At 38.9% G+C, this 23814-nt stretch carries 21 protein-coding genes and 1 other annotated feature; of the genes, 19 read left to right on the top strand and 2 right to left on the bottom strand.

All coding sequences use genetic code 11. The annotated features are described in order from the left end of the window. Nucleotides 1-77: 77 nt before the first annotated feature. The 8 genes from hemA to ysxE all read left to right on the top strand — a co-directional run bounded on the left by hemA (nt 78) and on the right by ysxE (nt 8666). Nucleotides 78-1415 carry a glutamyl-tRNA reductase gene (gene hemA, locus ACVIJU_RS14680; RefSeq protein ID WP_066249765.1) on the top strand — a complete coding sequence of 446 codons (1338 nt, stop codon included), beginning with the start codon at nt 78-80 and terminating at the stop codon, nt 1413-1415. Between the two features lie 20 nt (nt 1416-1435). Then, nucleotides 1436-2257, top strand: a complete 822-nt coding sequence (locus ACVIJU_RS14675) for a cytochrome c biogenesis protein (RefSeq protein WP_063387468.1) — start codon at nt 1436-1438, stop codon at nt 2255-2257. 23 nt (nt 2258-2280) lie between these two features. After that, nucleotides 2281-3222, top strand: coding sequence for a hydroxymethylbilane synthase (gene hemC, locus ACVIJU_RS14670; protein ID WP_063387469.1), 942 nt, complete (start codon nt 2281-2283; stop codon nt 3220-3222). Further along, on the top strand, nt 3219-4016 hold the full coding sequence (locus tag ACVIJU_RS14665) for a uroporphyrinogen-III synthase (RefSeq protein WP_456687713.1): 798 nt from the start codon (nt 3219-3221) through the stop codon (nt 4014-4016). The genes hemC and ACVIJU_RS14665 overlap by 4 nt, the downstream gene beginning before the upstream one ends. 3 nt (nt 4017-4019) lie before the next feature. Then, entirely contained in the window at nt 4020-5003 is a 984-nt protein-coding gene (gene hemB, locus ACVIJU_RS14660) for a porphobilinogen synthase (RefSeq protein WP_456687712.1), read from the top strand. Nucleotides 5004-5019: 16 nt separating this feature from the next. Then, nucleotides 5020-6303 (top strand): glutamate-1-semialdehyde 2,1-aminomutase, encoded by a 1284-nt coding sequence (gene hemL / locus ACVIJU_RS14655; RefSeq protein ID WP_063387472.1) that lies wholly within the window; start codon nt 5020-5022, stop codon nt 6301-6303. A gap of 133 nt (nt 6304-6436) precedes the next feature. Further along, nucleotides 6437-7579, top strand: coding sequence for a stage VI sporulation protein D (gene spoVID, locus ACVIJU_RS14650; protein ID WP_327847813.1), 1143 nt, complete (start codon nt 6437-6439; stop codon nt 7577-7579). A gap of 73 nt (nt 7580-7652) precedes the next feature. Next, the gene (gene ysxE, locus ACVIJU_RS14645) at nt 7653-8666 is read left to right on the top strand and encodes a spore coat protein YsxE (protein WP_456687711.1); all 1014 of its coding nucleotides are present in this window, start codon (nt 7653-7655) and stop codon (nt 8664-8666) included. Nucleotides 8667-8684: 18 nt separating this feature from the next. Here ysxE and ACVIJU_RS14640 read toward each other — a convergent pair whose 3' ends face one another. Continuing rightward, the gene (locus tag ACVIJU_RS14640; protein ID WP_063387843.1) at nt 8685-8876 is read right to left on the bottom strand and encodes a hypothetical protein; all 192 of its coding nucleotides are present in this window, start codon (nt 8874-8876) and stop codon (nt 8685-8687) included. Between the two features lie 146 nt (nt 8877-9022). Further along, nucleotides 9023-9246: a binding site (T-box leader), on the top strand. Between the two features lie 53 nt (nt 9247-9299). Here ACVIJU_RS14640 and ACVIJU_RS14635 point away from each other — a divergent pair. From ACVIJU_RS14635 to minD, 10 genes are all read left to right on the top strand, one after another. Continuing rightward, nucleotides 9300-11942, top strand: a complete 2643-nt coding sequence (locus tag ACVIJU_RS14635) for a valine--tRNA ligase (protein WP_066249741.1) — start codon at nt 9300-9302, stop codon at nt 11940-11942. Between the two features lie 106 nt (nt 11943-12048). Continuing rightward, on the top strand, nt 12049-13332 hold the full coding sequence (locus ACVIJU_RS14630) for a bifunctional folylpolyglutamate synthase/dihydrofolate synthase (RefSeq protein ID WP_063387845.1): 1284 nt from the start codon (nt 12049-12051) through the stop codon (nt 13330-13332). A 125-nt stretch (nt 13333-13457) separates the two neighbouring features. After that, complete coding sequence (locus ACVIJU_RS14625; RefSeq protein ID WP_161939813.1) at nt 13458-14393, top strand: SPOR domain-containing protein; 936 nt, start codon at nt 13458-13460, stop codon at nt 14391-14393. A 199-nt stretch (nt 14394-14592) separates the two neighbouring features. Further along, nucleotides 14593-15159, top strand: coding sequence for a Maf family protein (locus ACVIJU_RS14620; protein WP_094246292.1), 567 nt, complete (start codon nt 14593-14595; stop codon nt 15157-15159). 18 nt (nt 15160-15177) lie between these two features. After that, nucleotides 15178-15855 carry a RadC family protein gene (gene radC, locus ACVIJU_RS14615; protein ID WP_130156096.1) on the top strand — a complete coding sequence of 226 codons (678 nt, stop codon included), beginning with the start codon at nt 15178-15180 and terminating at the stop codon, nt 15853-15855. Nucleotides 15856-17372: 1517 nt separating this feature from the next. Beyond that, complete coding sequence (locus ACVIJU_RS14610) at nt 17373-18395, top strand: rod shape-determining protein (protein ID WP_063387942.1); 1023 nt, start codon at nt 17373-17375, stop codon at nt 18393-18395. Between the two features lie 16 nt (nt 18396-18411). Continuing rightward, entirely contained in the window at nt 18412-19296 is an 885-nt protein-coding gene (gene mreC, locus ACVIJU_RS14605) for a rod shape-determining protein MreC (protein ID WP_063387943.1), read from the top strand. After that, nucleotides 19293-19811, top strand: a complete 519-nt coding sequence (gene mreD, locus ACVIJU_RS14600; protein WP_063387944.1) for a rod shape-determining protein MreD — start codon at nt 19293-19295, stop codon at nt 19809-19811. Before mreC ends, mreD begins: the two co-directional genes overlap by 4 nt. Before the next feature lie 58 nt (nt 19812-19869). Beyond that, entirely contained in the window at nt 19870-20574 is a 705-nt protein-coding gene (gene minC / locus ACVIJU_RS14595) for a septum site-determining protein MinC (RefSeq protein WP_082829524.1), read from the top strand. Next, nucleotides 20567-21370, top strand: a complete 804-nt coding sequence (gene minD / locus ACVIJU_RS14590; protein ID WP_063387946.1) for a septum site-determining protein MinD — start codon at nt 20567-20569, stop codon at nt 21368-21370. Before minC ends, minD begins: the two co-directional genes overlap by 8 nt. A gap of 184 nt (nt 21371-21554) precedes the next feature. Here minD and ACVIJU_RS14585 read toward each other — a convergent pair whose 3' ends face one another. Then, entirely contained in the window at nt 21555-22106 is a 552-nt protein-coding gene (locus ACVIJU_RS14585; RefSeq protein ID WP_063387948.1) for a nitroreductase family protein, read from the bottom strand. Between the two features lie 413 nt (nt 22107-22519). Between ACVIJU_RS14585 and ACVIJU_RS14580 the strand changes: the two genes are divergently transcribed. Further along, on the top strand, nt 22520-23755 hold the full coding sequence (locus tag ACVIJU_RS14580) for an Nramp family divalent metal transporter (RefSeq protein WP_063387949.1): 1236 nt from the start codon (nt 22520-22522) through the stop codon (nt 23753-23755). Nucleotides 23756-23814: the final 59 nt, after the last annotated feature.

Here is a 23814-nt window from a genome sequence, read left to right as displayed (position 1 = left end):
TCATATACTGTTCACATTTTTTTGTCGATATTTTGTTATAATAAAGTCAGTATGTATTTGCTTTTGGGGGGTCGGAGATGCATATTTTAGCTGTTGGGTTAAATTATAAAACAGCCCCTGTTGAAATTCGCGAAAGGTTGAGTTTTAGCAGCAATGATTTAGCTTCTGCAATGAAACGGTTGAAGAATGAAAAAAGCATTTTGGAAAACGTGATCGTTTCCACCTGCAACCGGACAGAAATCTATGCAGTTGTTGATCAGCTTCATACAGGGCGTTATTATATAAAAGCATTTTTAGCTGAATGGTTCAATATGGACATTGAGGAGTTCGATTCGTATCTAAAATACTTTGAAAATGAACAGGCTGTTCAGCACTTGTTTCGGGTGGCATGCGGCCTGGATTCTATGATTTTAGGCGAAACGCAAATTTTAGGACAAGTCCGTTCAAGCTTTTTATTAGCTCAAGAACATAACACGATCGGAACGATTTTTAATCAACTGTTTAAACAGGCAGTAACATTGGCTAAAGAAGCCCATTCGGAAACGGAAATCGGTTCAAACGCTGTTTCCGTCAGCTATGCTGCCGTAGAATTGGCAAAAAAAATTTTCGGCGACCTATCCAGCAAGCATGTGCTTATTTTAGGCGCAGGAAAAATGGGAGAGCTTGCCGTACAAAATTTACATGGCAGCGGAGTCAAACAAATTACGGTTATGAACCGTACATTTGAAAAGGCGAGTGAATTGGCGAAGCGTTTTTCCGGACAAGCAAAAATGATGTCTGAGCTTCAGTGTGCGCTTATTGAGGCAGATATTTTAATTAGTTCAACAGGTGCAAAGAGTTTTGTGATTTCGAAAGACATGATGTTAGATGTTGAAAAGTTAAGAAAAGGCCGCCCGTTTCTGATGGTGGATATTGCGGTTCCACGCGATTTAGATCCTGCATTGAGTGAAATAGACAGCATTTTTTTATATGATATTGATGATTTGGAAGGAATTGTCGAAGCGAATTTGCAGGAAAGAAAAGAAGCGGCTGAACAAATTGAAATCATGATCGAGCGAGAGGTCTTGGAGTTTTCGAAATGGCTGAATACATTAGGGGTTGTTCCGGTTATTGCTGCATTGAGGGAAAAAGCTCTTCTTATCCAATCGGAAACAATGAAAAGTATTGAACGGAAGCTGCCGAATTTGACAGAACGCGAAAGAAAAATATTAAATAAACATACGAAAAGCATTGTCAATCAAATGTTGAGAGATCCGATTTTAAAAGTGAAAGAGCTGGCTGCTCTTCCAAATGGCGAACAATCTTTGGAATTATTTAAAGAGATTTTTAATTTAGATTTAGATGAAGAATTAATAGAACAAACTCCTTCCGTTCAATTAAAAACGCATTCAAAAAATGTTTCACTTGAAATGTAAGTGAAAGGAAAAACTACTATATGTTTGATTGGAATATCATTAGATTAAACGAATTGATGATTGTTTTATATGCATTGAGCGTTTTCTTATATTTTATAGATTTTTTGCATCATAACCGGAAGGCAAACAAAATAGCCTTCTGGTTACTTTCTATTGTCTGGGTTTTACAATCCTTTTTTTTATTTTCGCAAATGGCGCAAACGGGCAGATTTCCGGTTTTAAACATAGCGGAAGGTCTTTATTTTTATGCATGGGTATTGGTCACTCTTTCCCTTGTGATCAACCGGCTGCTTCGAGTCGATTTTATTGTCTTCTTTACGAATGTCATTGGTTTTATCATTATGGCCATCCGGACGTTTGCTCCTTCAGAGGCAGTATCGACTGAAGTATCCAGCAGGTTAATTTCAGAACTGTTATTGATCCATATCACGATGGCGATACTATCATACGGAGCGTTTTCGCTTTCATTTGTTTTTTCCATTCTTTATTTGATACAGCACAACTTATTAAAAAAGAAAAAATGGGGGAAAAGGCTTCATCGCATTCAAGATTTGGCAAAACTGGATTATATGACATATGTTTTAAATATGATCGGTGTACCTATATTGCTATTAGCTCTCATTTTAGGAATGATATGGGCTTATTTAAAGGTGCCAAATTTGAACTGGTATGATGCAAAAGTGATCGGCTCATTTTCTGTTTTAGGCATATACAGTTTTTATTTGTATGCCAGAGTAGTAAAAGAGTGGCAATGGAAAAGAATTGCCTTTTTAAACGTTGCCTCATTTTTAGTGCTGTTAGTTAATTTCTTTTTATTTGGAAGCTTATCGAATTTCCATTAATGCATGTGCTCAGGAGGATGTTTATGCGAAAAATTATTGTCGGGTCAAGGCGAAGTCGGTTAGCAATCGCCCAAACAAATTGGGTGATCGAGAGATTAAAAGAGCTTGGAGCCCCATTTGAATTCGAAATAAAAGAAATTGTCACAAAAGGTGATAAAATAGTTGATGTCACTCTTTCAAAAGTAGGCGGGAAAGGCCTTTTTGTAAAAGAAATTGAGCAGGCTATGCTAAACGGTGATATTGATATGGCCGTGCACAGCATGAAGGATGTGCCGTCTGTCTTGCCGAATGGCTTGACGATCGGCTGCATTCCTAAACGAGAAGATTACCGCGATGTTTTGATTTCGAAGGATTGCCAAACTTTAAGAGATTTGAAAGCTGGCGCTGTTGTTGGAACGAGCAGCTTAAGAAGGAGCGCCCAAATTTTAGCCGTCCGCCCCGATGTAACCGTCCGTTGGATTCGCGGAAATATTGATACGCGTCTAAAGAAGCTGCGGGAAGGCAACGATTATGATGCAATCATTTTAGCAGCAGCAGGTCTTAAACGAATGGGCTGGAAAGACGAATTGGAAAAAGCGTACTTTTTACCGCCTGATATGTGCGTTCCGGCAGTCGGTCAGGGAGCTTTGGCGATAGAATGCCGAGAAGATGATCATGAACTGCTTGCAGCTTTAAGAAAACTAAATGACGAACGGACGGAGAAAGCCGTTTTGACAGAGCGGGCTTTTTTGCATGATATGGAAGGAAGCTGTCAAGTGCCTATTGCCGGTTTAGCTCAAGTTGATGAAAATGAAGAAATTGTGTTAACAGCACTTGTTGCATCTCCGAATGGAAAAACGGTATATAAAGAGACGAAAACTGGAAAAGATCCGAATTTACTTGGAAAGGATATGGCAGCACTTCTATCGTCTCAAGGCGCCAAAGAGCTGGTCGAACAAGTGAGAAAGGAGCTAAACCATGAATGAGTGCTAAAAAACCATTGAATGGTTTTAATGTGTTAGTGACGAGAGCGAACAGCCAGGCTGCCGAATTCTCAAAGAAAATTCAAGCGGCAGGAGGCTGTCCTATAGAAGTTCCGTTAATTGCAACGAGGAAAACAGAAACGGATTTCAATGCCCTCCCCGTTTTAAAACAGTTAACATCTAAAGACTGGATTGTTTTTACTAGTGCAAACGGCGTTCAATATTTTTCCGAACATGTAAAAGACTTGTCATTGGAATTAGAAGATCTGAAAAACGTCAACGTTGCTTGTGTCGGTATAAAGACAAAAAACGCTGCGGAGAAAATAGGATGGAAGGTTTCTTTATGTCCTGAAGAGTTTCGTGCCGAAAGCTTAGCGGAAGAATTAATCGATCATGTTCGGCAAGACAGCAAAATAGTAATTGCCCGCGGGAATTTGGCACGCACTTATTTACGTGAAGTATTAACAGAAAAAAAGATTTTTTTCTTTGATTTTGTTGTTTATGAAACAATACAATTGTTGGAAAATGAAAAAGAAGTGTTGCATTTGCTTGAAAATAAAACGATTGATTTTATTACGCTGACGAGTTCTTCCACAGCTTCTGCATTTATGCAAATTGTCAAAAGAAACGGGCTGGAAAACAGGGTTCGGGATATTGTGTTTGTTTGCATCGGACCGATAACAAGAGATAAATTGCTGTCTTATAAAATAAAGTGTACTTGCATTATGCCGGAAAAATATACAATTGATGGAATGCTGGAAAAAATGTGTGCATACGCAGAAAAAAGGGAGGAATAGATCATGCTGAATTTTGCACGGCACAGACGATTGCGGCATACAGCTAATCTGCGGGCTATGGTCAGGGAAACCCGCCTTCATAAAGAAGATTTAATATATCCGATTTTTGTTGTCGAAGGAGAAAATCAAAAAAATCCAGTGCAATCGATGCCGGGAGTTTTTCAAGTTTCATTGGACCTGTTAAATGAAGAAATTGAAGAAGTTGTCAAGCTGGGAATTAAATCAGTTATTTTATTCGGCATTCCTCATGAAAAGGATGAAGTCGGTTCAGGAGCATACCATGATCACGGCATCGTGCAGCGGGCTATCGCTCAAATTAAACAGCGGCATTCTGATCTTGTCGTTATCGCAGATACTTGTCTATGCGAATATACTGATCACGGTCATTGCGGAGTTGTGGAAAACGGGCAAATTGTAAATGATGCTTCGTTAAAATTATTAGCCAAAACAGCTGTCAGCCAGGCAAAAGCCGGGGCGGATATAATTGCTCCATCCAATATGATGGATGGATTTGTCGCAGCCATTCGGGAAGCGCTTGATGAAGAAGGATTTGTTCATATTCCAATTATGTCATATGCGGTCAAATATGCCAGTGCTTTTTACGGACCGTTCCGGGAAGCAGCTGAAAGCACGCCGAAATTCGGTGATCGGAAGACGTACCAGATGGATCCGGCTAACAGGCTGGAGGCATTAAGGGAAGCAGAAGCAGATGTTGAACAAGGATGCGATTTTTTAATTGTGAAACCGGCGCTTTCTTATTTAGACATTGTCCGTGATGTTAAAAATCATTTTAACCTTCCTGTCGTTGCTTATAATGTAAGCGGCGAGTACTCAATGATTAAAGCGGCAGCTGAAAATGGATGGATTGATGAAAAAGGCACTGTCCTTGAAATGCTTACAAGCATGAAAAGAGCCGGCGCGGATTTAATAATTACGTACCATGCAAAAGATGTTGCCCGTTGGTTAGATGAACAGTCTGATTATTGAAAAGGGGGCTCATTTCATGAAATATGAACGTTCGAAAAAAGCATTTGAAAAAGCGAAGACGTTGATGCCCGGCGGGGTCAACAGCCCTGTGCGCGCGTTTAAATCCGTTCAAATGAATCCGATCTTTATTGAGCGCGGAAAAGGTTCTAAAGTGTATGACATTGATGGCAACGAATATATTGATTATGTTCTTTCATGGGGACCGTTAATTTTAGGACATGCCAATGACAGAGTTGTTGAAGCATTAAAGAAAATAGCGGAGCAAGGAACGAGCTTTGGGGCGCCGACCTTAATTGAAAATAAGCTGGCGGAGCTCGTTGTGGAGAGGGTTCCTTCCGTTGAAATTGTGCGGATGGTGAACTCTGGTACGGAAGCGACAATGAGCGCATTGCGCCTTGCCCGCGGATATACGGGAAGAAATAAAATTTTAAAATTTGAAGGATGTTATCATGGCCATGGAGATTCGCTGCTCATTAAGGCTGGATCAGGAGTTGCCACATTAGGGCTTCCGGATAGTCCAGGGGTGCCGGAAGGAATTGCCCAGCATACGATTACTGTTCCATATAATGATTTAGAGAGCGTCCGCTTTGCTTTTGAAAAATTTGGCGAAGACATAGCTGCCGTGATCGTCGAGCCAGTAGCCGGAAATATGGGTGTTGTACCGCCTAAAGAAGGCTTTTTAGAAGGCTTGCGCGAGATCACCAAACAATACGAATCGCTTCTGATTTTTGACGAAGTGATGACCGGTTTTCGCGTTGACTATCATTGCGCCCAAGGATACTTTGGAGTGACTCCGGATTTGACATGTTTAGGAAAAGTCATTGGAGGAGGACTTCCAGTCGGAGCCTATGGCGGACGGGCGGATATCATGGAAAAAATCGCTCCTGTCGGTCCTATTTATCAAGCGGGGACACTTTCAGGAAATCCGCTTGCGATGACAGCCGGATATGAAACACTCATTCAGCTTACACCAGACACATATAAAGAATTTAAAAGAAAAGCGGATAAATTAGAGGAAGGCTTGCGCAAAGCTGCTCAAAAATATGAAATCCCTCATACAATTAATAGAGCGGGATCAATGATCGGATTTTTCTTTACAAATGAAGATGTTGTCAATTACGAAAAAGCAAAAACATCAAACCTTGATTTTTTTGCAAAGTATTATCGTGTTATGGCGGATGAAGGCATTTACTTGCCTCCTTCCCAATTTGAAGGAATGTTTCTGTCAACAGAGCATTCGGATGAAGATATTGAAAAAACAATAGAAGCATGTGAAAAAGCTTTTTCGGTTTTGAGATAACGAGCTAAAAGGACTAGCTTCTGATTGAAGCTGGTCCTTTTATTTTTGTTTCCCGTGCATATTTTGCCATCCTCCTTCATACATCTTTAATGGCACGATAAATTAGATTGATTGGAGAAAGGAGGAAGTCCGCATGTCCATTGAAGAAACGTCCGTTTTACGATTTTCGGTAGAGGAATCGGTCTTGTTTCGCCATCATTTTCAACCTTCTGAACTATTGTCCATTTCACTGGAACCTGACATCTCAATTGAAGAACATGATGGATATGTAACGATAAAAGGTGCTCTAGAGCTTTCCGGAGAATACAAATTCGATGGAGAGGAGCAACAGAATGATAAACTTCTTCAAACCTCCTCCATCGCCCGTTATATACAAAATGTAGAAGCGAGAAATGACGGTGTAATGGAATTTAGACACGAGCTTCCGGTCGATATTACAATACCGAAAAAAAGAATTGCCAATTTAGAAGAGGTGTTTGTGGCGATTGAATCATTTGATTATGATTTTCCGGAAGCAAATGGTTTAAAGCTTATAGCTGATCTATCCATTTACGGAATTCGAGAAGAGCAGGCGGAAGAAACTGCTGCAAATGAAGTGGACGAGATCATAGATGCTGAAGCGGAAATCTCATCCGTTCGACAGTCTGATGAAAGGGAAGAAGATGAAACCGAATCAACGATCAAAGAAAATCGTTTCAACGATGAACCAATCAACAAAGCGGAAAATATTGAAAAAGACAATGAACAGAAAAGTCTTAATGAATATTTCGAATTCGATACAGCCGAACGCGATCAAAATGAGCAAATCGAACATGATCGTGATGCTGTTCAAAAGGATGACAATGAAGAGACGGCAGACATTGTTTTTATGATGCCATTAAAGAGAGAAGAAGAAACGGAAACGGATTACGATACATTCACTGTTGAAGCGAAGAAAAATCAAGTCAGTTTGGAAGAGAAAGGCCGCATAGAAGAAGAAAAGCCAGTGATCAATAAAATTTCCAATTATGTCGAAAAAGACGATGAAGAAAAAGAATCTGTAAGGAAAAATGATAACACCTTATATTTAACAAAATTGTTTACGAAAAATGAGGAAGAAGAATTTTCTAAATTAAGAATGTACATTGTCCAGCAGGGAGACTCGCTCGAAAATATTTGCGAACGCTACAACATTACGCTCCAGCAGCTCAATCGAGTAAATCAATTTCACCATGATAAAGAGATTAGTGAAGGAGACATTTTATATATCCCGGTTCTTGAAACACAACAAACGTAATTTTTGCAAGCGGCTTGAGAGGGATCCAACCACCTCAAGCTTTTCTTTATTTTCTTTAAAGGCGTGTGGGAAGATGAGCGATGATCTGAAAACGGCCATGAGGATTTTGCAGCATTATCCAATCAAACCGATTTATTTAGAGAAAAAAACAAAAAATGTCTTAAAAATTCATTGTGAAAAAAGAACATATGCTTTAAAACGAACAACGATTAAAAAGCAAAGAAACATTCTAAAATTATATTCAATTTTTCACGACTTTCCATCTTTAGGAATCGTGCCGATTTATAGGACAACGAACGGAAATGTGTTTGTTAATGACTCAACGCAATCGTTTTATTTAATGCCTTGGATGGAAGGTTCAATCGTTGATGAAAAAAATGCCTCAATCCTTTTTTTCCACTTAGCGAAACTCCATAAAAAAACAAAACAGGAAATCAACATACCTCTAGTTCAGCTCGAAAATGTGTATCAACAGATTCAGAACAAGTGGAAGAGAAATTTCAACCTGCTGGAAGCATTTATGGAACAAATCGAAAAAAAATGGTATATGTCGCCTTTTGAATTGGCGGTCTTCAGTTATTATTTTGAAACGAGGCAAGCCATCTTATTTGCTGAAGCAAAGCTTGATGAGTGGTATAACGAAATAAAGCAATCCTCTCACATGCGAATTGCACTGAACAAAGTAAATGTCTCCTTATCTCATTTTCTGTTAGATCCAAAAGGGAAAATTTATTTTATTAATATGGAAGATGCAGCATTTGCTACTCCAATTTACGACCTTTTCTTAATGTTTATGAACCTCTCCGAAGCGGAACCAACCGTTAGTGATCAAAATGTGCAATATATATCAGATTACGAAAAAGTGCTTCCTTTAACAAAAACTGAGAGATTGCTGTTGGTAAGCTATTTATCCTATCCAGCTAAATTATTAAAGCTTGTCCGGCAATATCAAAAAAAGAAAAGCGAAAAGGGAGAATTAGAATATTGCAAACAGCTGTTAAGAGCATACTGGCAAATGAAAAATACCGGGTACATTGCTTTAAAATGGAATGAAAAACTAGAAAACGATTCATTGGCATCAGAATGAATGGGGGATCTGGCAGCTTTAGCCCCGTTCCATATACAACGCGGCTGCTAGAAATAGTAAAATGGCTAATAAAATAATATCAAACATAGTTGGTAAAAGGATTGTTCGAATTCCCTGAAAAATCGTTAAAGGAACGATGAACTGTTCAAGAGTAGATCGGAATTGTTTAATAAACGATTGAATATAGTATGGTTTTATTTTTTTTCTCATGCTGATCACCTTCAACTTTGTTAATTTATATTATGAAATAAAGAACATTTTGTGATTTTTGTTTAAAGGTTAAGGAAGATGGGGAAAATATTGACGAAAAAAACAATTTTTTAGTACTATTAAATATAGAAATTTATATAGTTTGTGAAAATGTGTTGAAGGGGAGTAGTACAACGAACGACTCCTTCCAGAGAGGGAAATCGCAGGCTGGAAGATTTCCTAGGAGATCCCGTTGGAAAGTCGCCCTGGAGCAGCTTCCTTGAAAGCTTTTTAGTAAAGGGAGCCGGCATTAGCCGTTACCTGAAAGAAGTGCACAGACGTATCTGTGAAAAAAGGTGGTACCGCGAAAACATCTCCTTTCGTCCTTTTAGGATGGAAGGAGTTTTTATATTTTAGAATGAAAATAAGGAGGTTTTCATAAATATGTCGAATTCAGAAATCACTCTTTCCCCAAAATACGATCCGAAAACGGTTGAAGAGGATCGGTATGCATTTTGGCTCGAGGGAAAATTTTTTGAAGCAAAAGATGATGAGGGGAAAACTCCTTTCACGATCGTTATTCCTCCGCCAAACGTCACCGGTAAGCTTCACCTTGGACATGCATGGGATACAACTCTTCAAGATATTATTACCCGAATGAAGCGAATGCAAGGGTACGATGTTTTGTGGCTGCCAGGGATGGATCATGCGGGAATCGCCACACAAGCCAAGGTGGAAGCAAAGCTGCGCGAAGAAGGGAAAAGTCGGTATGATCTCGGGCGGGAAAAATTTGTAGAAGAAACATGGAAATGGAAGGAAGAATATGCAGACCATATTCGCAAACAATGGGCAAAATTAGGCCTAGGTCTTGACTACACAAGAGAGAGGTTCACCCTTGATGAAGGTCTTTCAAAAGCTGTAAGAGAGGTTTTTGTATCGCTTTATAAAAAAGGTCTTATTTACCGAGGAGAGTACATTATTAACTGGGATCCGGTGACAAAAACAGCCCTTTCCGATATCGAAGTCATTTATAAAGAAGTGAAAGGGGCACTTTATCATTTAAAATATCCGCTGGCTGATGGATCCGGATATATTGAAGTCGCGACCACTCGCCCGGAAACGATGCTTGGGGATACAGCAGTGGCAGTTCATCCTGATGATGATAGGTATAAGCATTTAATCGGAAAAACAGTGAAGCTGCCAATAACAGGACGGGAAATTCCGATCGTCGCAGATGAATATGTCGATATGGAATTCGGTTCAGGAGCAGTAAAAATAACTCCTGCACACGATCCGAACGACTTTGAAATCGGAAACCGCCACAATTTAGAAAGAATATTAGTCATGAATGAAGACGGGACAATGAATGAAAAAGCGGGAAAATATGAAGGAATGGATCGCTTTGAATGCCGGAAGCAGTTGGTGAAAGACCTGCAGGAGGAAGGAATTTTATTTAAAATTGAAGAGCATATCCATTCCGTAGGCCATAGTGAACGAAGCGGAGCAGTTATCGAGCCGTATTTATCAACTCAATGGTTTGTGAAAATGAAGCCTTTGGCCGAAGCTGCTTTGAACCTTCAGAAAACAGAAGGGAAAGTTCATTTTATTCCTGAACGATTTGAAAAAACGTATTTGCATTGGCTGGAAAACATTCGCGACTGGTGTATTTCCCGTCAGTTATGGTGGGGACATCGCATTCCAGCTTGGTATCATAAGGAAACAGGCGAAGTTTATGTTGATCATGAGCCGCCTAAAGATATTGAAAATTGGGAGCAGGATCCAGATGTGTTAGATACATGGTTCAGCTCTGCTTTATGGCCGTTTTCAACAATGGGCTGGCCTGATAAAGAGGCAAAAGATTATAAACGCTATTATCCGACAGATGTCCTTGTTACCGGGTATGACATTATTTTCTTTTGGGTTTCGCGGATGATTTTCCAAGGATTGGAGTTTACTGGGAAAAGACCGTTTAAAGATGTTTTGATTCATGGACTTGTGCGCGATTCAGAAGGAAGAAAAATGAGCAAATCATTAGGCAATGGCGTCGATCCGATGGATGTTATTGACAAATACGGTGCGGACTCTTTGCGCTACTTTTTAGCTACCGGCTCAAGCCCAGGACAGGATTTAAGATTTAGCTTTGAAAAAGTAGAAGCCGTGTGGAATTTTGCCAATAAAATATGGAACGCCTCCCGCTTTGTACTGATGAATTTGAACGGTTTAACATATGAAGAAATTGATTTAAACGGAAAAAAATCAGTGGTAGATAAATGGATTCTCACACGGTTAAATGAAACGATTGAGCTTGTCACAAGACTTGCGGAAAAATATGAATTTGGCGAAGCCGGTCGGGTGCTGTACAATTTTATTTGGGATGATTTTTGCGACTGGTATATTGAAATGGCAAAAATTCCGCTGTACGGAAATGATGAGGAAGCGAAAAAGACAACTCGTTCCATTTTGGCATATGTGTTAGATCAAACATTGCGACTCCTTCATCCTTTTATGCCGTTTATAACAGAAGAAATTTGGCAGCACCTTCCTCATCAGGGAGAATCGATTACAATTGCTTCATGGCCGGTTGTACGTCAGGAGCTTTCTGATGAAAAAGCTGCAAACGAAATGAAGCTTCTAGTTGATGTGATTCGCTCAGTCCGTAATATTCGCGCTGAAGTGAACACGCCGATGAAGAAGCAGGTGGATATGATCATTCATGCTCATAGTGAAGAAGTTAAAAACCAGTTGGAGAAAAACCGCAGCTATTTAGAGAGATTTTGCAATCCTAGCTCATTAACAATTGATACAAACATTGAAGCTCCTGACAAGGCTATGACAGCTGTTGTGAGCGGGGCAGAAGTATTTCTTCCTCTTGAAGGACTCATTAATGTGGAAGAAGAAATCAAACGGCTTGAAAAAGAATTAGAGAAATGGAATAAAGAAGTCGAGCGCGTTCAGAAAAAGCTTGCCAATGAAGGATTTATTAAAAAAGCACCGAAAGAAGTCGTAGAAGAAGAGCGGGCAAAAGAAAAGGACTATTTAGAAAAACAGCAGGCGGTGTTAAAACGACTTCAGGAGCTGAAAGGCTAAAACAAATCCGGGTATGCCCCGGATTTTCTTCCATCAAAACGTTTATGATACATCCGGCCATTCAAATTCATTGAAAATGTTCGAGAGTTCAAGGAGGGGAATTTATATGTTTCAAACATATGAAGAAGCACTCAAGTGGATACATTCCCGCCTAACCTTTGGAATAAAGCCTGGTCTCCAGCGAATGGAATGGATGATGGAAAAGCTTGATCATCCGGAAAGAAGATGCCGCTTCATTCATGTAGCCGGAACAAACGGGAAAGGATCAACGATTGCTTTTATGCAAGAGGTGTTAAAAGCCGCTGAATATAAAGTAGGTGCTTTCACCTCGCCTTATTTGGAATCATTCAATGAACGAATTACGATAGATGGCAATCCCATTTCTGAAGAGGAAATATTGCAGCTATCCAATGTGATCAAACCGGTTGTTGACGAGCTTGAGAAAACGGAGCTTGGAGCACCGACAGAGTTTGAAGTCATTACTGCGATGATGTTTTATTATTTTGGTAAAATCAACGTGCCGGATGTTGTTTTATTAGAAACAGGACTCGGGGGAAAATGGGATTCTACGAATATTGCGAATCCTATTCTTTCAGTGATTACAATGATTGGACATGATCATTTAAACATCCTTGGCTCAACGATAGAAGAGATTGCAGAGCAAAAGGCAGGCATTATTAAAAACGGAGTTCCTGTCATTACAGCTGTGGAACAAAAGGAAGCCCTTGATGTCATTGAGCGTGTTGCAAAAGAAAAAAAAGCAAAGCATTATTGGCTCACTAGGGATTTTCACGCAGGAGATTTTGATGAATTTTTTGTACAAACCCCCTTTAAACGATATAACAGCCTTTCATTACAGATGAAAGGAAACCATCAAGCGATCAATGCTGCACTGAGTGTCATGACGCTTGATTATTTAAGAGTTTATTATTCGTTTATCATAGAGGAGGAGCATATACAGGAAGGATTGAAGCGAACTTTTTGGAAAGGGCGGTTTGAAGAAGTAAAGGAAAAACCGAGAGTCATTTTGGACGGAGCACATAATCCGGAAGGAATGGCAGCGTTGAAAGAAACTGTACAAAAGTTTTACCCTGATAAGAAAATCATCATGTTATTTTCTTGTGTGAAGGACAAGCAATATAAAGAAATGATCGAGCAGGCTGCACAAATAGCAAATCGAATCATTTTTACAACCTTTCATTTCCCGAAAGCAGCTGATGCGAAAGAATTATACGAGGCTTGCGACATGAAGGATAAAGAGTATGAAGACAATTGGGAGCTTGCCTATGAAAAGATTATCAACACAATGGATGACGAAACGGTTCTCATTATTACAGGTTCCCTTTATTTTATCGGTGAAGTGAGAAAACATATAAAACATAGCTCATGAGTACGAGGATGTCGAAAAATAACGACAACAATTATGAACGAGGCGACAAATGTCTCGTTCTTTTTTATTTTACATATGTTAGCATAAAAAAAAGTTTGTCCAGCATAAAAAGGGCGGTGATCATTTTGGACAAGCCATCATCGAAAATAACCATTAAAATCAACGGTCAGGAAAACAATTTTTCCAACGATACGGATGTTTCTGCTGAACCAAGTGAAACTGGCAAACAATTAAAAGTATCCAGCTGGGAGGAGAAGGTGAAGGCTGAAAAAGAAATGGCAGCATCAGAGGATAAGAACGAAGAGGAGACATCTTTTCCTTGGATTTTGCCGGATGATGAGGAGGATAAGAAAGAAAACCCGAAAATAGCCTTCTCAAAGAACAATAGCAGAACGCTGCCTCCTAAAATAAAAAACTATGTGATATCGATCATATTTGCTGTTATTCTTGGACTGAGTTTTGGTGTTTTAGCCCTGCAATTTATTTCAAACGATTCAATGCCTGTATCATCTGAATTGAGGGATGTGTCAAAGTCTCCTCAAAGACAGAATGTTAGCAATGCTTCAGCGCCAAGCGGTGCGGAAAACATCGTTTTTGAAGTTTATATGGTACAAGCCGGAAAATTTACAAAAAAAGAAGGGGCGGAAACCGTCAGCGGGCAGATAAAGGCTAAAGGATTGCCTTCTGTTATCGTTCCACAAGGCGGCGATCATTACGTATTCGTTGGGGCAGCGTTGGATAAAAAGACAGCAGAAGAGTTGAAAAACATGGCTGAATCACATCAAATTGAAACGTTTGTGAAAAAGATGAAATGGGAAGGAAAGGTGGAAAACGAAAAAACTAAAACGGTCGTTGAGGAGATGCTGAAGCTGTCTTCGTCTTTTGTGAATGGAACCGCCCCGGAACAAGAGAAAGTAGAGTCATTATTAAATGAGGCTGGTCAAATAAAAGACGATTCAATTTTGGCAGCAGTAAAAAAACTGCAAACAGAAAAATCGGCAAATGAACAGCTATGGAGTCTGCAGCAGTCGCTGCTAGATTTTTTTGAAAAACTTTCTTGATAACGGGAAAGCGTTTGCTCGAGCATACGTTTTCTTTTTTTATTTTCACAAGCAGTTTTCCTTAGATAATGTAGTTTTTTCTGTAAATTGAATAAATGTTTTTATTAATGGCGATTAGATAATTCTTTTTTGAAAAATTGTTTGCAAAAGCCTTTTTTGATAACATACGGATAGTATTGGTTGAAAGGATGAAATAAAAATGGAACGCCTCATACTTGCATCAAGCTCTCCGCGAAGAAAAGAACTCCTCAAGCTGTTAGGAATACCATTTGCTGTGATTGAAAGCAATTTGGAAGAGAGGCTGGACGAAGAAGCTGAACCCGAAAAAGCCATTCAAAAACTTGCCTTTCAAAAAGCCTTTCATGTAGCTGAAAGGTATAAAGATGCATATGTCATCGGAGCAGATACGGCGGTGATCCTCGAAAATCGAATACTAGGAAAGCCGAAAGACCGCCGTGACGCCTATTACATGTTAAAATCACTTTCTGGGAAAACACATACTGTTTTAACAGCAGTTTCGATTATTCATGGTGAAAAGCATACGACATTTTCTGAATCAACAAAAGTTACTTTTTGGCCGCTTTCAGACGATGAAATCCTGGAATACATTGAGACAAACGAACCAATGGACAAGGCGGGTGCTTATGGAATTCAACATTTCGGCTCATTGCTAGTGAAAAAAATTGATGGCGATTATTTTACAGTTGTCGGTCTTCCTGTTTCAAGACTGTACAGAGAATTAAAAAATTTTGGATTTCACTGGTAACAAACAAGGGGGAAAGATATGCTCGCTATTCGAGATTTTCCAGAAGAAGAAAGACCAAGGGAACGATTGATACACAACGGACCAAAAGGCCTTTCCAACCATGAGCTGCTGGCAATTTTATTGAGAACAGGGACAAAGGGAGAATCAGTGCTTGAACTGGCGAATAAGCTTTTAAAAACTTTCGGGGGTCTTAGAATGTTAAAAGAGGCGTCAGTTCAGGAAATTATGGGCATACCCGGCATTGGAAAAGCAAAAGCGGTGCAAATTATAGCAGCATTAGAATTGGGAAAAAGAATTCATCAGCTCGCATACGAAGATCGGTATGTCATTCGTTCTCCACAAGATGCCTCCAATTATGTCATGGAAGAAATGCGCTTTTTAAAACAAGAGCATTTCGTAGGTTTATATTTAAACACAAAAAACCAAGTGCTGCATAAGCAAACGATTTTCATCGGCAGTTTAAATACATCAATTGTTCACCCAAGAGAAGTCTTCAAGGAGGCATTGAAATGTTCAGCTGCATCTTTTATTTGTATCCATAATCATCCATCAGGAGATCCCTCCCCAAGCAAAGAGGATATCGAAGTCACGAGGCGCTTGTCCGAATGCGGAAAGCTGATCGGGATTGAACTTTTAGATCATATCATAATCGGAGAGCGTAAATACGTCAGTTTAAAAGAAAAGGGATATTTATAACGTTTTTTTAAAAGGTTTTATGTCAATTGTTGAGGTGCACTGGATATGAAGTGCACCTCTTTTTATGATGTGTGAAGATTAGATCTATGAAATTATTGATAAATGAATTTCAATTTTTTAAGCTTAAAAATGACATTCGCAGTTTTATGAATTTTTATCTTTGAAAATCTATTGCTGATGGAGAATGGATTGATATATAATCAATAGCATCCCTTTACTTTATTGGAAAACTTCCATATATAAGTTCTATTTTTATATTACTCATATGATGCTCCAGTCTTTTATAATGAATTGTGAGGAAGCATGTTTTCATTTAAGATTACCTGTTTAGTTACAGACTTCTGAAGTTAAGATCCTCGTCGCACTGCTGCCTATGTGATTGTGCACTTGAATTTGTTTTGATGTTCTTTTTTTGGCAACCGCATCAGACCAGCTAACTTATTATTGAAAAACAATTCATTTTACTCTAGTCATTCTACCTCAGTTCCAGCAACAAAGTTTTTATGAAAACCACTTATATGTATAATCTTACATTTCACCCAAAATTTTGTCATTGCGAAAAAGGAGTTATTTTTACACACTTTATATGGTTAAAAAACTTATTTTCCCGAGTTATAAATGGGTGAAAAAGTATGCCTTCATTTAAAATCAATCCTAACACGTATTACAGTTAATAGCTTTGGATTCTGAACTGCTAGCGCTTTTTCGGACAGATTTTTGCGCTTCTAGACACGTAATGCGAACAACCACCGTCTTGCTGAATTTGCAGGGGGACAGATGGGAGACATCAACGGTATATAACATACTGACCAGCCGCGCAAAGCACGATAAAAAGCTGCTTGAAGCTGGGCATTAACGTTATTACAACGCGTAAGTGCATGATAGAAGGAATTTCAAAAAACATTTGCACGGCCTCGCGGGCTCCAAATGATGTCCGCATTTACAAAGGGTTTGCGACATAAGAAGAGCCAAAGTTGGAGAAAAAGCTCATATTTTAGTGATTTTCAATAATAGATGAACTTGAAACTTCGGCAGAATTGTTATGTAATACTTTATTGGAGTCATTTGAATTGAAACACAATCAACTGAAAAAACCATTATTTTTTATGACATTCTAAACCATCGCTAATAAAGAGTGCAAAGGGGGGATTTGTAAACATAAAATAATATTTTTTGTATGGACTTGTAATATTTTTAAGTTATTATTCTCAATGGATAAATTAAATCAAGGTTTTCATACGGGCGGTATATGCTGTGACATCTATTTTTCATCCTCTATTCTCCACTAGGAAAATTTTTTAGTAAAAATTTTTGAGATATCCAACACAATGATCAGCTTTTCATCAAGTTTCATGAAAAATACCTCGCAAATTTTTATTTTACGCAGGGTATTGATAGCACTTTTTTTTTTGAAAAATTACGTTATAATATAATTTATGGGTTTTTTCAATAATGATTAGACATTTACATGAATATAAAAACGTATTTATTTTGGAAGAAAGGGAGATACAACAGCTATGTTTGGAATTGGTACGAGAGACCTTGGAATAGATTTAGGGACAGCCAATACGTTAGTGTTTGTGAAGGGAAAAGGTATTGTAGTGCGTGAACCATCTGTTGTTGCTTTGCAAACTGATACAAAGCAAATTGTTGCAGTTGGTAATGATGCAAAAAATATGATCGGGCGTACGCCTGGAAATGTTGTAGCACTTCGACCAATGAAAGACGGAGTGATTGCTGATTATGAAACGACTGCTACGATGATGAAATACTACATAAAACAGGCAACAAAAAATGCAGGTATTTTTTCGCGAAAACCTTATGTGATGGTTTGTGTTCCTTCGGGAATAACTGCGGTTGAAGAACGTGCGGTCATTGATGCAACGAGACAAGCAGGCGCTAGAGATGCGTATACGATCGAAGAGCCATTTGCGGCTGCTATTGGAGCCAACCTTCCAGTTTGGGAACCGACCGGAAGCATGGTTGTAGACATCGGCGGGGGAACAACGGAAGTTGCCATCATTTCTCTCGGCGGAATTGTGACAAGCCAATCTATCCGTGTTGCCGGTGATGAAATGGATGAAGCCATCATTAACTATATCCGTAAAACCTACAACTTAATGATTGGTGATCGGACAGCGGAAGCGGTGAAGCTTGAAATCGGTTCTGCAAGCGCTCCGGAAGGTGTTGAAAACATGGAAATTCGCGGAAGAGATTTGTTAACAGGCCTTCCGAAAACGATTGAAATTACTGCGACAGAAATTTCAGAGGCATTACGCGATACTGTCTATGCGATCGTAGATGCTGTAAAAATTACTTTGGAAAAAACTCCGCCTGAACTTGCGGCGGATATTATGGATCGAGGAATTGTTTTAACGGGTGGGGGCGCCCTTCTTCGCAATTTAGACAAAGTTATAAGCGACGAAACGAAAATGCCTGTAATCATTGCGGAAAATCCTCTTGATTGTGTAGCGGTCGGAACAGGAAAAGCTCTTGAACATATCCACCTATTCAAAAATCGTACAAAAGACCACAGATAAGTTAGAGGTGTAAATCATGCCACAATTTTTTCTAAATAAACGATTAATTGTGCTCCTTGTCGGGATCATTATTTTGGTGGCATTGATTGGTTTTTCCCTAAAGGAAGACCGCAATCTTTCGTGGCAGGAGAAGTTTATTCAAGATTCGGTTGGACTAGTCCAGAAGGTATTTCATCAGCCCGCACAATATATTGCGGGCTTCTTTGAGAATTTGAATCATTTAAAAAATACATACGAAGAAAACGAGCTGCTTCGCAAACAACTGAATAATTATATTCAATTGGAGGAAAAGCTGCAGGAATTAGAACAGGAAAACAAACAATTAAAAGAAGAATTAAAATTATCTGCTGATAACGATATAAGAAAATATAAGTCGATCCAAGGGACAGTCATCGCAAGAAATCCTGATCGTTGGCATGATTATATCAAAATTGATAAAGGCGAACAGCACGGAATCAAAAAAGACATGGCGGTTATAACGGCAAAAGGATTGATCGGGAAAGTGAAAAATACTTCTGAATTTACGTCCACCGTTCAGCTTTTAAGTGCTTCCGACAGAAAAAACCGGATTTCAGCAATGGTTCATACGAATAACGGAAAGGTATTCGGCCTCATTGTCGGCTACAGTGAGCAGGAAAATGCTCTTGAAATGAACATCATTGAATCAAATGCTCAAATCAAAGAAAATCAAATTGTAGCGACTTCTGGCCTTGGCGGAGTGTTTCCTGAAGGTTTGGTGATCGGAAAAGTAAAAAAAGTCGAACTTGATTCGTACGGATTAACAAAGATAGCTTATATAACCCCATCAGCTGACTTTTATGATATAGATCGTGTCATGATCATCGAGCGGGTTCTTCCAACAGTTGATATCAATCAATTGGAAGAGGAGGAAGACTCTTGAGAACGTTTTTCCTCCCCGTAATGGTTATGTTTATTTTCGTATTGGAAAGCATCATCGTTGATCTTGTTCCGATCCCTTTTCTTTCAGATCATCAAGTGGCAGTTCCCCATCTTTTACTATTGATGATTGTCATCTTGGCGGCGTACGGCTCTCGGAAAATTGCCGTCATTTATGGAATTGTTTTCGGTTTATTGTTCGATGTTGTTTACACGCAAGTTATCGGCATATATGCTTTCGCATTTCCGACCTTGGCATATTTAGTGATGCAAGCTTTGCGGGTGCTCAATCCCAATATTTTTGTTTTAATTTTTTTAACTGAGCTTTCCGTTGCATTGCTTGAATTTTTCACATACGGTATTTATTTACTAATCGGGATGACAGCTGTTCCTCTGCAATTGTTTACAATTGATCGCCTGCTACCGACACTTGCTCTGAATTTTGTATTAGCTTGTGTGTTAATCTATCCTTTAAAGAAATTCGTTTTGGGCTTGAAAATAGGTGAACACAACGATTAAGTTTTAAAGTTTGATAGAGGAGTTTTTGTTATTGCTGTCGAAATAGATTTTTGTTGGGGTGAACTTCGTGAAAGCTCAAAGACCATATTATGTAACGATTAAAGGCACAAAGGATGGATTGACATTATATTTAGATGATTCCTGTTCGTTTCATGATATTGTGAATGAACTGGATTCGATGCTCTCCAAAAGGCAGTATGTTCAGGAAAATGAACCGATGATCAGGGTGACGATAAAGGCTGGAAATCGTTTTTTGACGGAGGAACAAGAGGAGAAAATAAAAGACGTAATAAGAAAAAAAAGAAATTTAATTGTCGATGCAATTGATTCAAATGTCATCTCAAAGGAAGAGGCGTTGAAGTGGAAAGAGGAAGCAGATGTTATCTCAGTTGCTAAAGTCGTCCGTTCTGGGCAAGTGTTGAAAATTAGAGGGGATTTGTTGCTGATAGGAGATGTCAATCCTGGCGGGACAGTCATGGCAACGGGCAATATTTTTGTCATGGGGGCTTTAAAAGGCATAGCTCATGCTGGTTTTGAAGGGAATCGAAATGCAGTGATTGCCGCCTCCTTGATGAAGCCGACACAGCTGAGGATCTCCGATATTTTAAGTAGGCCACCCGATCAGAAGGAGCCATCATTTCGAAATGATATGGAATGCGCATATATTGATGAAAATGGGACAATCATTATTGAACGGATTCAACAATTAGCTCATCTGAGACCCAATTTAACTAGGCTTGAAGGGGGAATAATGAATGGGTGAGGCAATTGTGGTCACTTCTGGCAAGGGCGGGGTCGGCAAAACAACAACTTCTGCAAATGTTGGTACAGCCCTTGCCATTATGGGAAAGAAAGTTTGTCTAGTTGATACAGATATCGGCTTGCGGAACCTCGATGTTGTCATGGGATTGGAAAACAGGATTATTTATGATTTAGTTGATGTTGTCCAAGAACGATGCAAAATTCATCAAGCTCTCGTAAAAGATAAACGCTTTAATGATTTTCTTTATTTGCTGCCTGCAGCGCAAACTAGCGATAAAACTGCCGTAACACCTGAGCAGATGAAAAAATTAATTGATCAGCTAAAACAAGATTTTGATTATATTATTATCGACTGTCCTGCCGGGATTGAACAAGGATATAAAAATGCCGTATCCGGTGCGGATCAAGCGATTGTCGTGACAACACCAGAAGTTTCCGCTGTGAGAGATGCGGATCGAATTATCGGTTTGCTGGAGAAGGAAGATATTGAGCCGCCACGATTAATTATTAATCGGATCCGAAATCATTTAATGAAAAACGGTGATATGCTGGATGTCGATGAAATTGTCAGCCATCTTTCTATTGATTTGTTGGGGATTGTAATTGATGATGATGAGGTAATAAAAGCGTCTAATAATGGTGAACCGATTGTAATGAACCCTGACAATCGTGCTTCCATTGCCTACCGCAATATTGCGAGAAGAATTTTAGGTGAAGCGGTTCCGCTTCAATCATTAGATGAGCCTGAAAAAGGTGTTATCGCAAAAATCAAAAAATTTTTTGGAGTACGTGCTTAATCCTAATCAATTTAAAAATCACACTTCCTTGAATAAAGCATTAGCTTTTTTCTTTGCACACATTAGAATCACTGCCATCACACTGATATATCTCCCACCTGCTGATCGTTTTTTTCTTCTATCTCTTGAGGTGGGAGATTTTTTGAAGGCTGTACAAAATATTTCCTCTTGAATCTTTTCCCTTTCAATATGATTCAATAATCGTCAATTTTTCTTCTGCGTTTGTCCGCTGTTTTGGTTCTGGGATTGAGGCAGGATAGCCAATATGTAGAAGGCCGACAATTTTTTCTCCTGGTTCTACTCCAACTTTTTGTCGGAAAGATGGTGAATAAATATAAGCACCTGTTTTCCATATAACGCCAATACCTTTTTCCCATGCAGCTAGTTGAAAATTTTGGATTAATGCACTTGTCGCTTTTAAATCCTCCTCCCACTGCTTTTGACGCGGATCCTCTTTCATGATTACCAATAAATGTGCTGGAATCGGCAGCAGCTTTTCTCGTAATCGATCGATATTTTTTCCATTGTTCGTTTCTTGTGCAATAGCAGCAACTAATTTTTCTTTTCCTTCATTCATAAACAGCACGAACCGCCATGGCTCTCTTAATCCATGATTAGGAGCCCAAACAGCCGTATTTAATAATTCACATATTACTTCTTTAGGGATTGGATCTTTCTTAAATTCTTTAATCGATCGACGCTCTTTAATTATATTGGCTACTTTGTATGTTTCCATTGGTATTTCTGATGCCTCCTTAATAATAATGATTTTCAATTAGAATTATTTCAAAATTGAAGTGATATGTAAATGTTTATTTCTACAGTCGTAATCGTTTACAAAGGGAAGGAGACAGGTGCGAGAAATCATTTCAAACAGCTGATACAAGAGCAATGAAAACGATCGACTTAAAAATACAGAATATTCAATTAATAAAATATGAATTCTTTACATAAGAACTATAAATGAGAAAGTTTCGCATGGATGAACAATTGCTAAAACTAGATATAACAGCATGATGCGAAAATATGTTCATCCAGCAATTGATTCATGCACATTTATATTCCCTAGTGAGAAAGATCATTCATAAGAAATGTTAGATGACTCATTTCTACGTTCAAATCTCAGATGGAAGGTGACAGTGATGGAACATGGCAAATCAACAAAAAAAAAAATGGCCGGCCGTTGGTCCGGGGTTAATTGTCGCAGCAACGGGCGTCGGAGCCGGTGATCTAGTTGCTGCCTTAGTTGCCGGTACAAATTTTGGGCTTGTCTTTTTATGGGCAATCATTATCGGGGCTATTTTAAAATTTGCCTTAAATGAGGGTGTTGGCCGATATCATTTGCTGACTGGAAAAACTATTTTAGAAGGCTGGCATTCTATGGGATTATGGGCAACAAGCTATTTTGGCGTTTATTCGGTTATTTGGGGATTTGTTTATGGAGCGGCTGCGACTTCATCTTGTGCATTGGCTCTGTCTGCATTATTTCCTGTCTTGCCTTTATGGGTATGGGCGGTTATAAGCGGTTTGTTAGGTTTTTTATTAACATGGATGGGGCAATATAAGCTATTTGAAAAAGTTATGAATCTTTTAATTCTACTTATGTTTATTTCGGTTGTCGGCTCAGCTGTTATTGTTCTGCCGGAACTTTCTGATATCATGGACACTGCTGTTCCGGCGTTGCCGAAAGGGTCACTGCTTTACGCACTCGGATTAATTGGGGGAGTTGGCGGATCCATTACCATGGCGTCTTATGGCTATTGGCTGCAGGAAAACAATTGGAAGGATCGATCCTATCTCCGCTACGTTAGATTTGACTCCATGATTGCCTATATTACTACAGCAGTTTTTACAATTTCTTTATTAATTTTAGGGGCTGCATTACTATATGGAACGAATACAAACATTAACGGTGAGCAAGGTCTCGTATCATTTGCTACCATTTTAGGAAACGAGCTGTCCCCAACTGTACGCATCTTATTTCTCATCGGTTTTTGGTCAGCTTCCTTTACATCAGTATTAGGTGTTTGGAATGGCGTCTCTTATTTATTTGCTGATTTTGTCTATACTGTTAAAAAACATGATGTGAATAAAGAACAATTAAGTAAGACAAAAGCTTATAAATTTTTTGTTTTTTGGTTAACATTCCCGCCAATGCTCTTGCATTTTATAGGAAAACCTGTGAGCCTCATTATTTTGTATGGTGCCCTTGGTGCGCTATTTATGCCCTTTCTGGCGCTGACCCTTATCTATTTGCTTAATAGTAAAAAGCATCTTCCTCATAAGGAAGATCGAAATAAATGGTTTTTCAACGTACTTTTGAGTTTAAATATTGTTTTATTTTTCATTTTATCGATCAATGAACTAGTCAACCTATTTCGTTAAGCGGCTTCAAATAAGAGGCAGTCTAGCTTTTGTGTTAATTCACCATATACTACTATTTC

It is taken from the genome of Aeribacillus sp. SP014 (assembly GCF_054055575.1).
The sequence above is the reverse complement of the archived record's forward strand: the minus strand, read 5'-3'. Positions and strand labels throughout refer to the sequence as shown.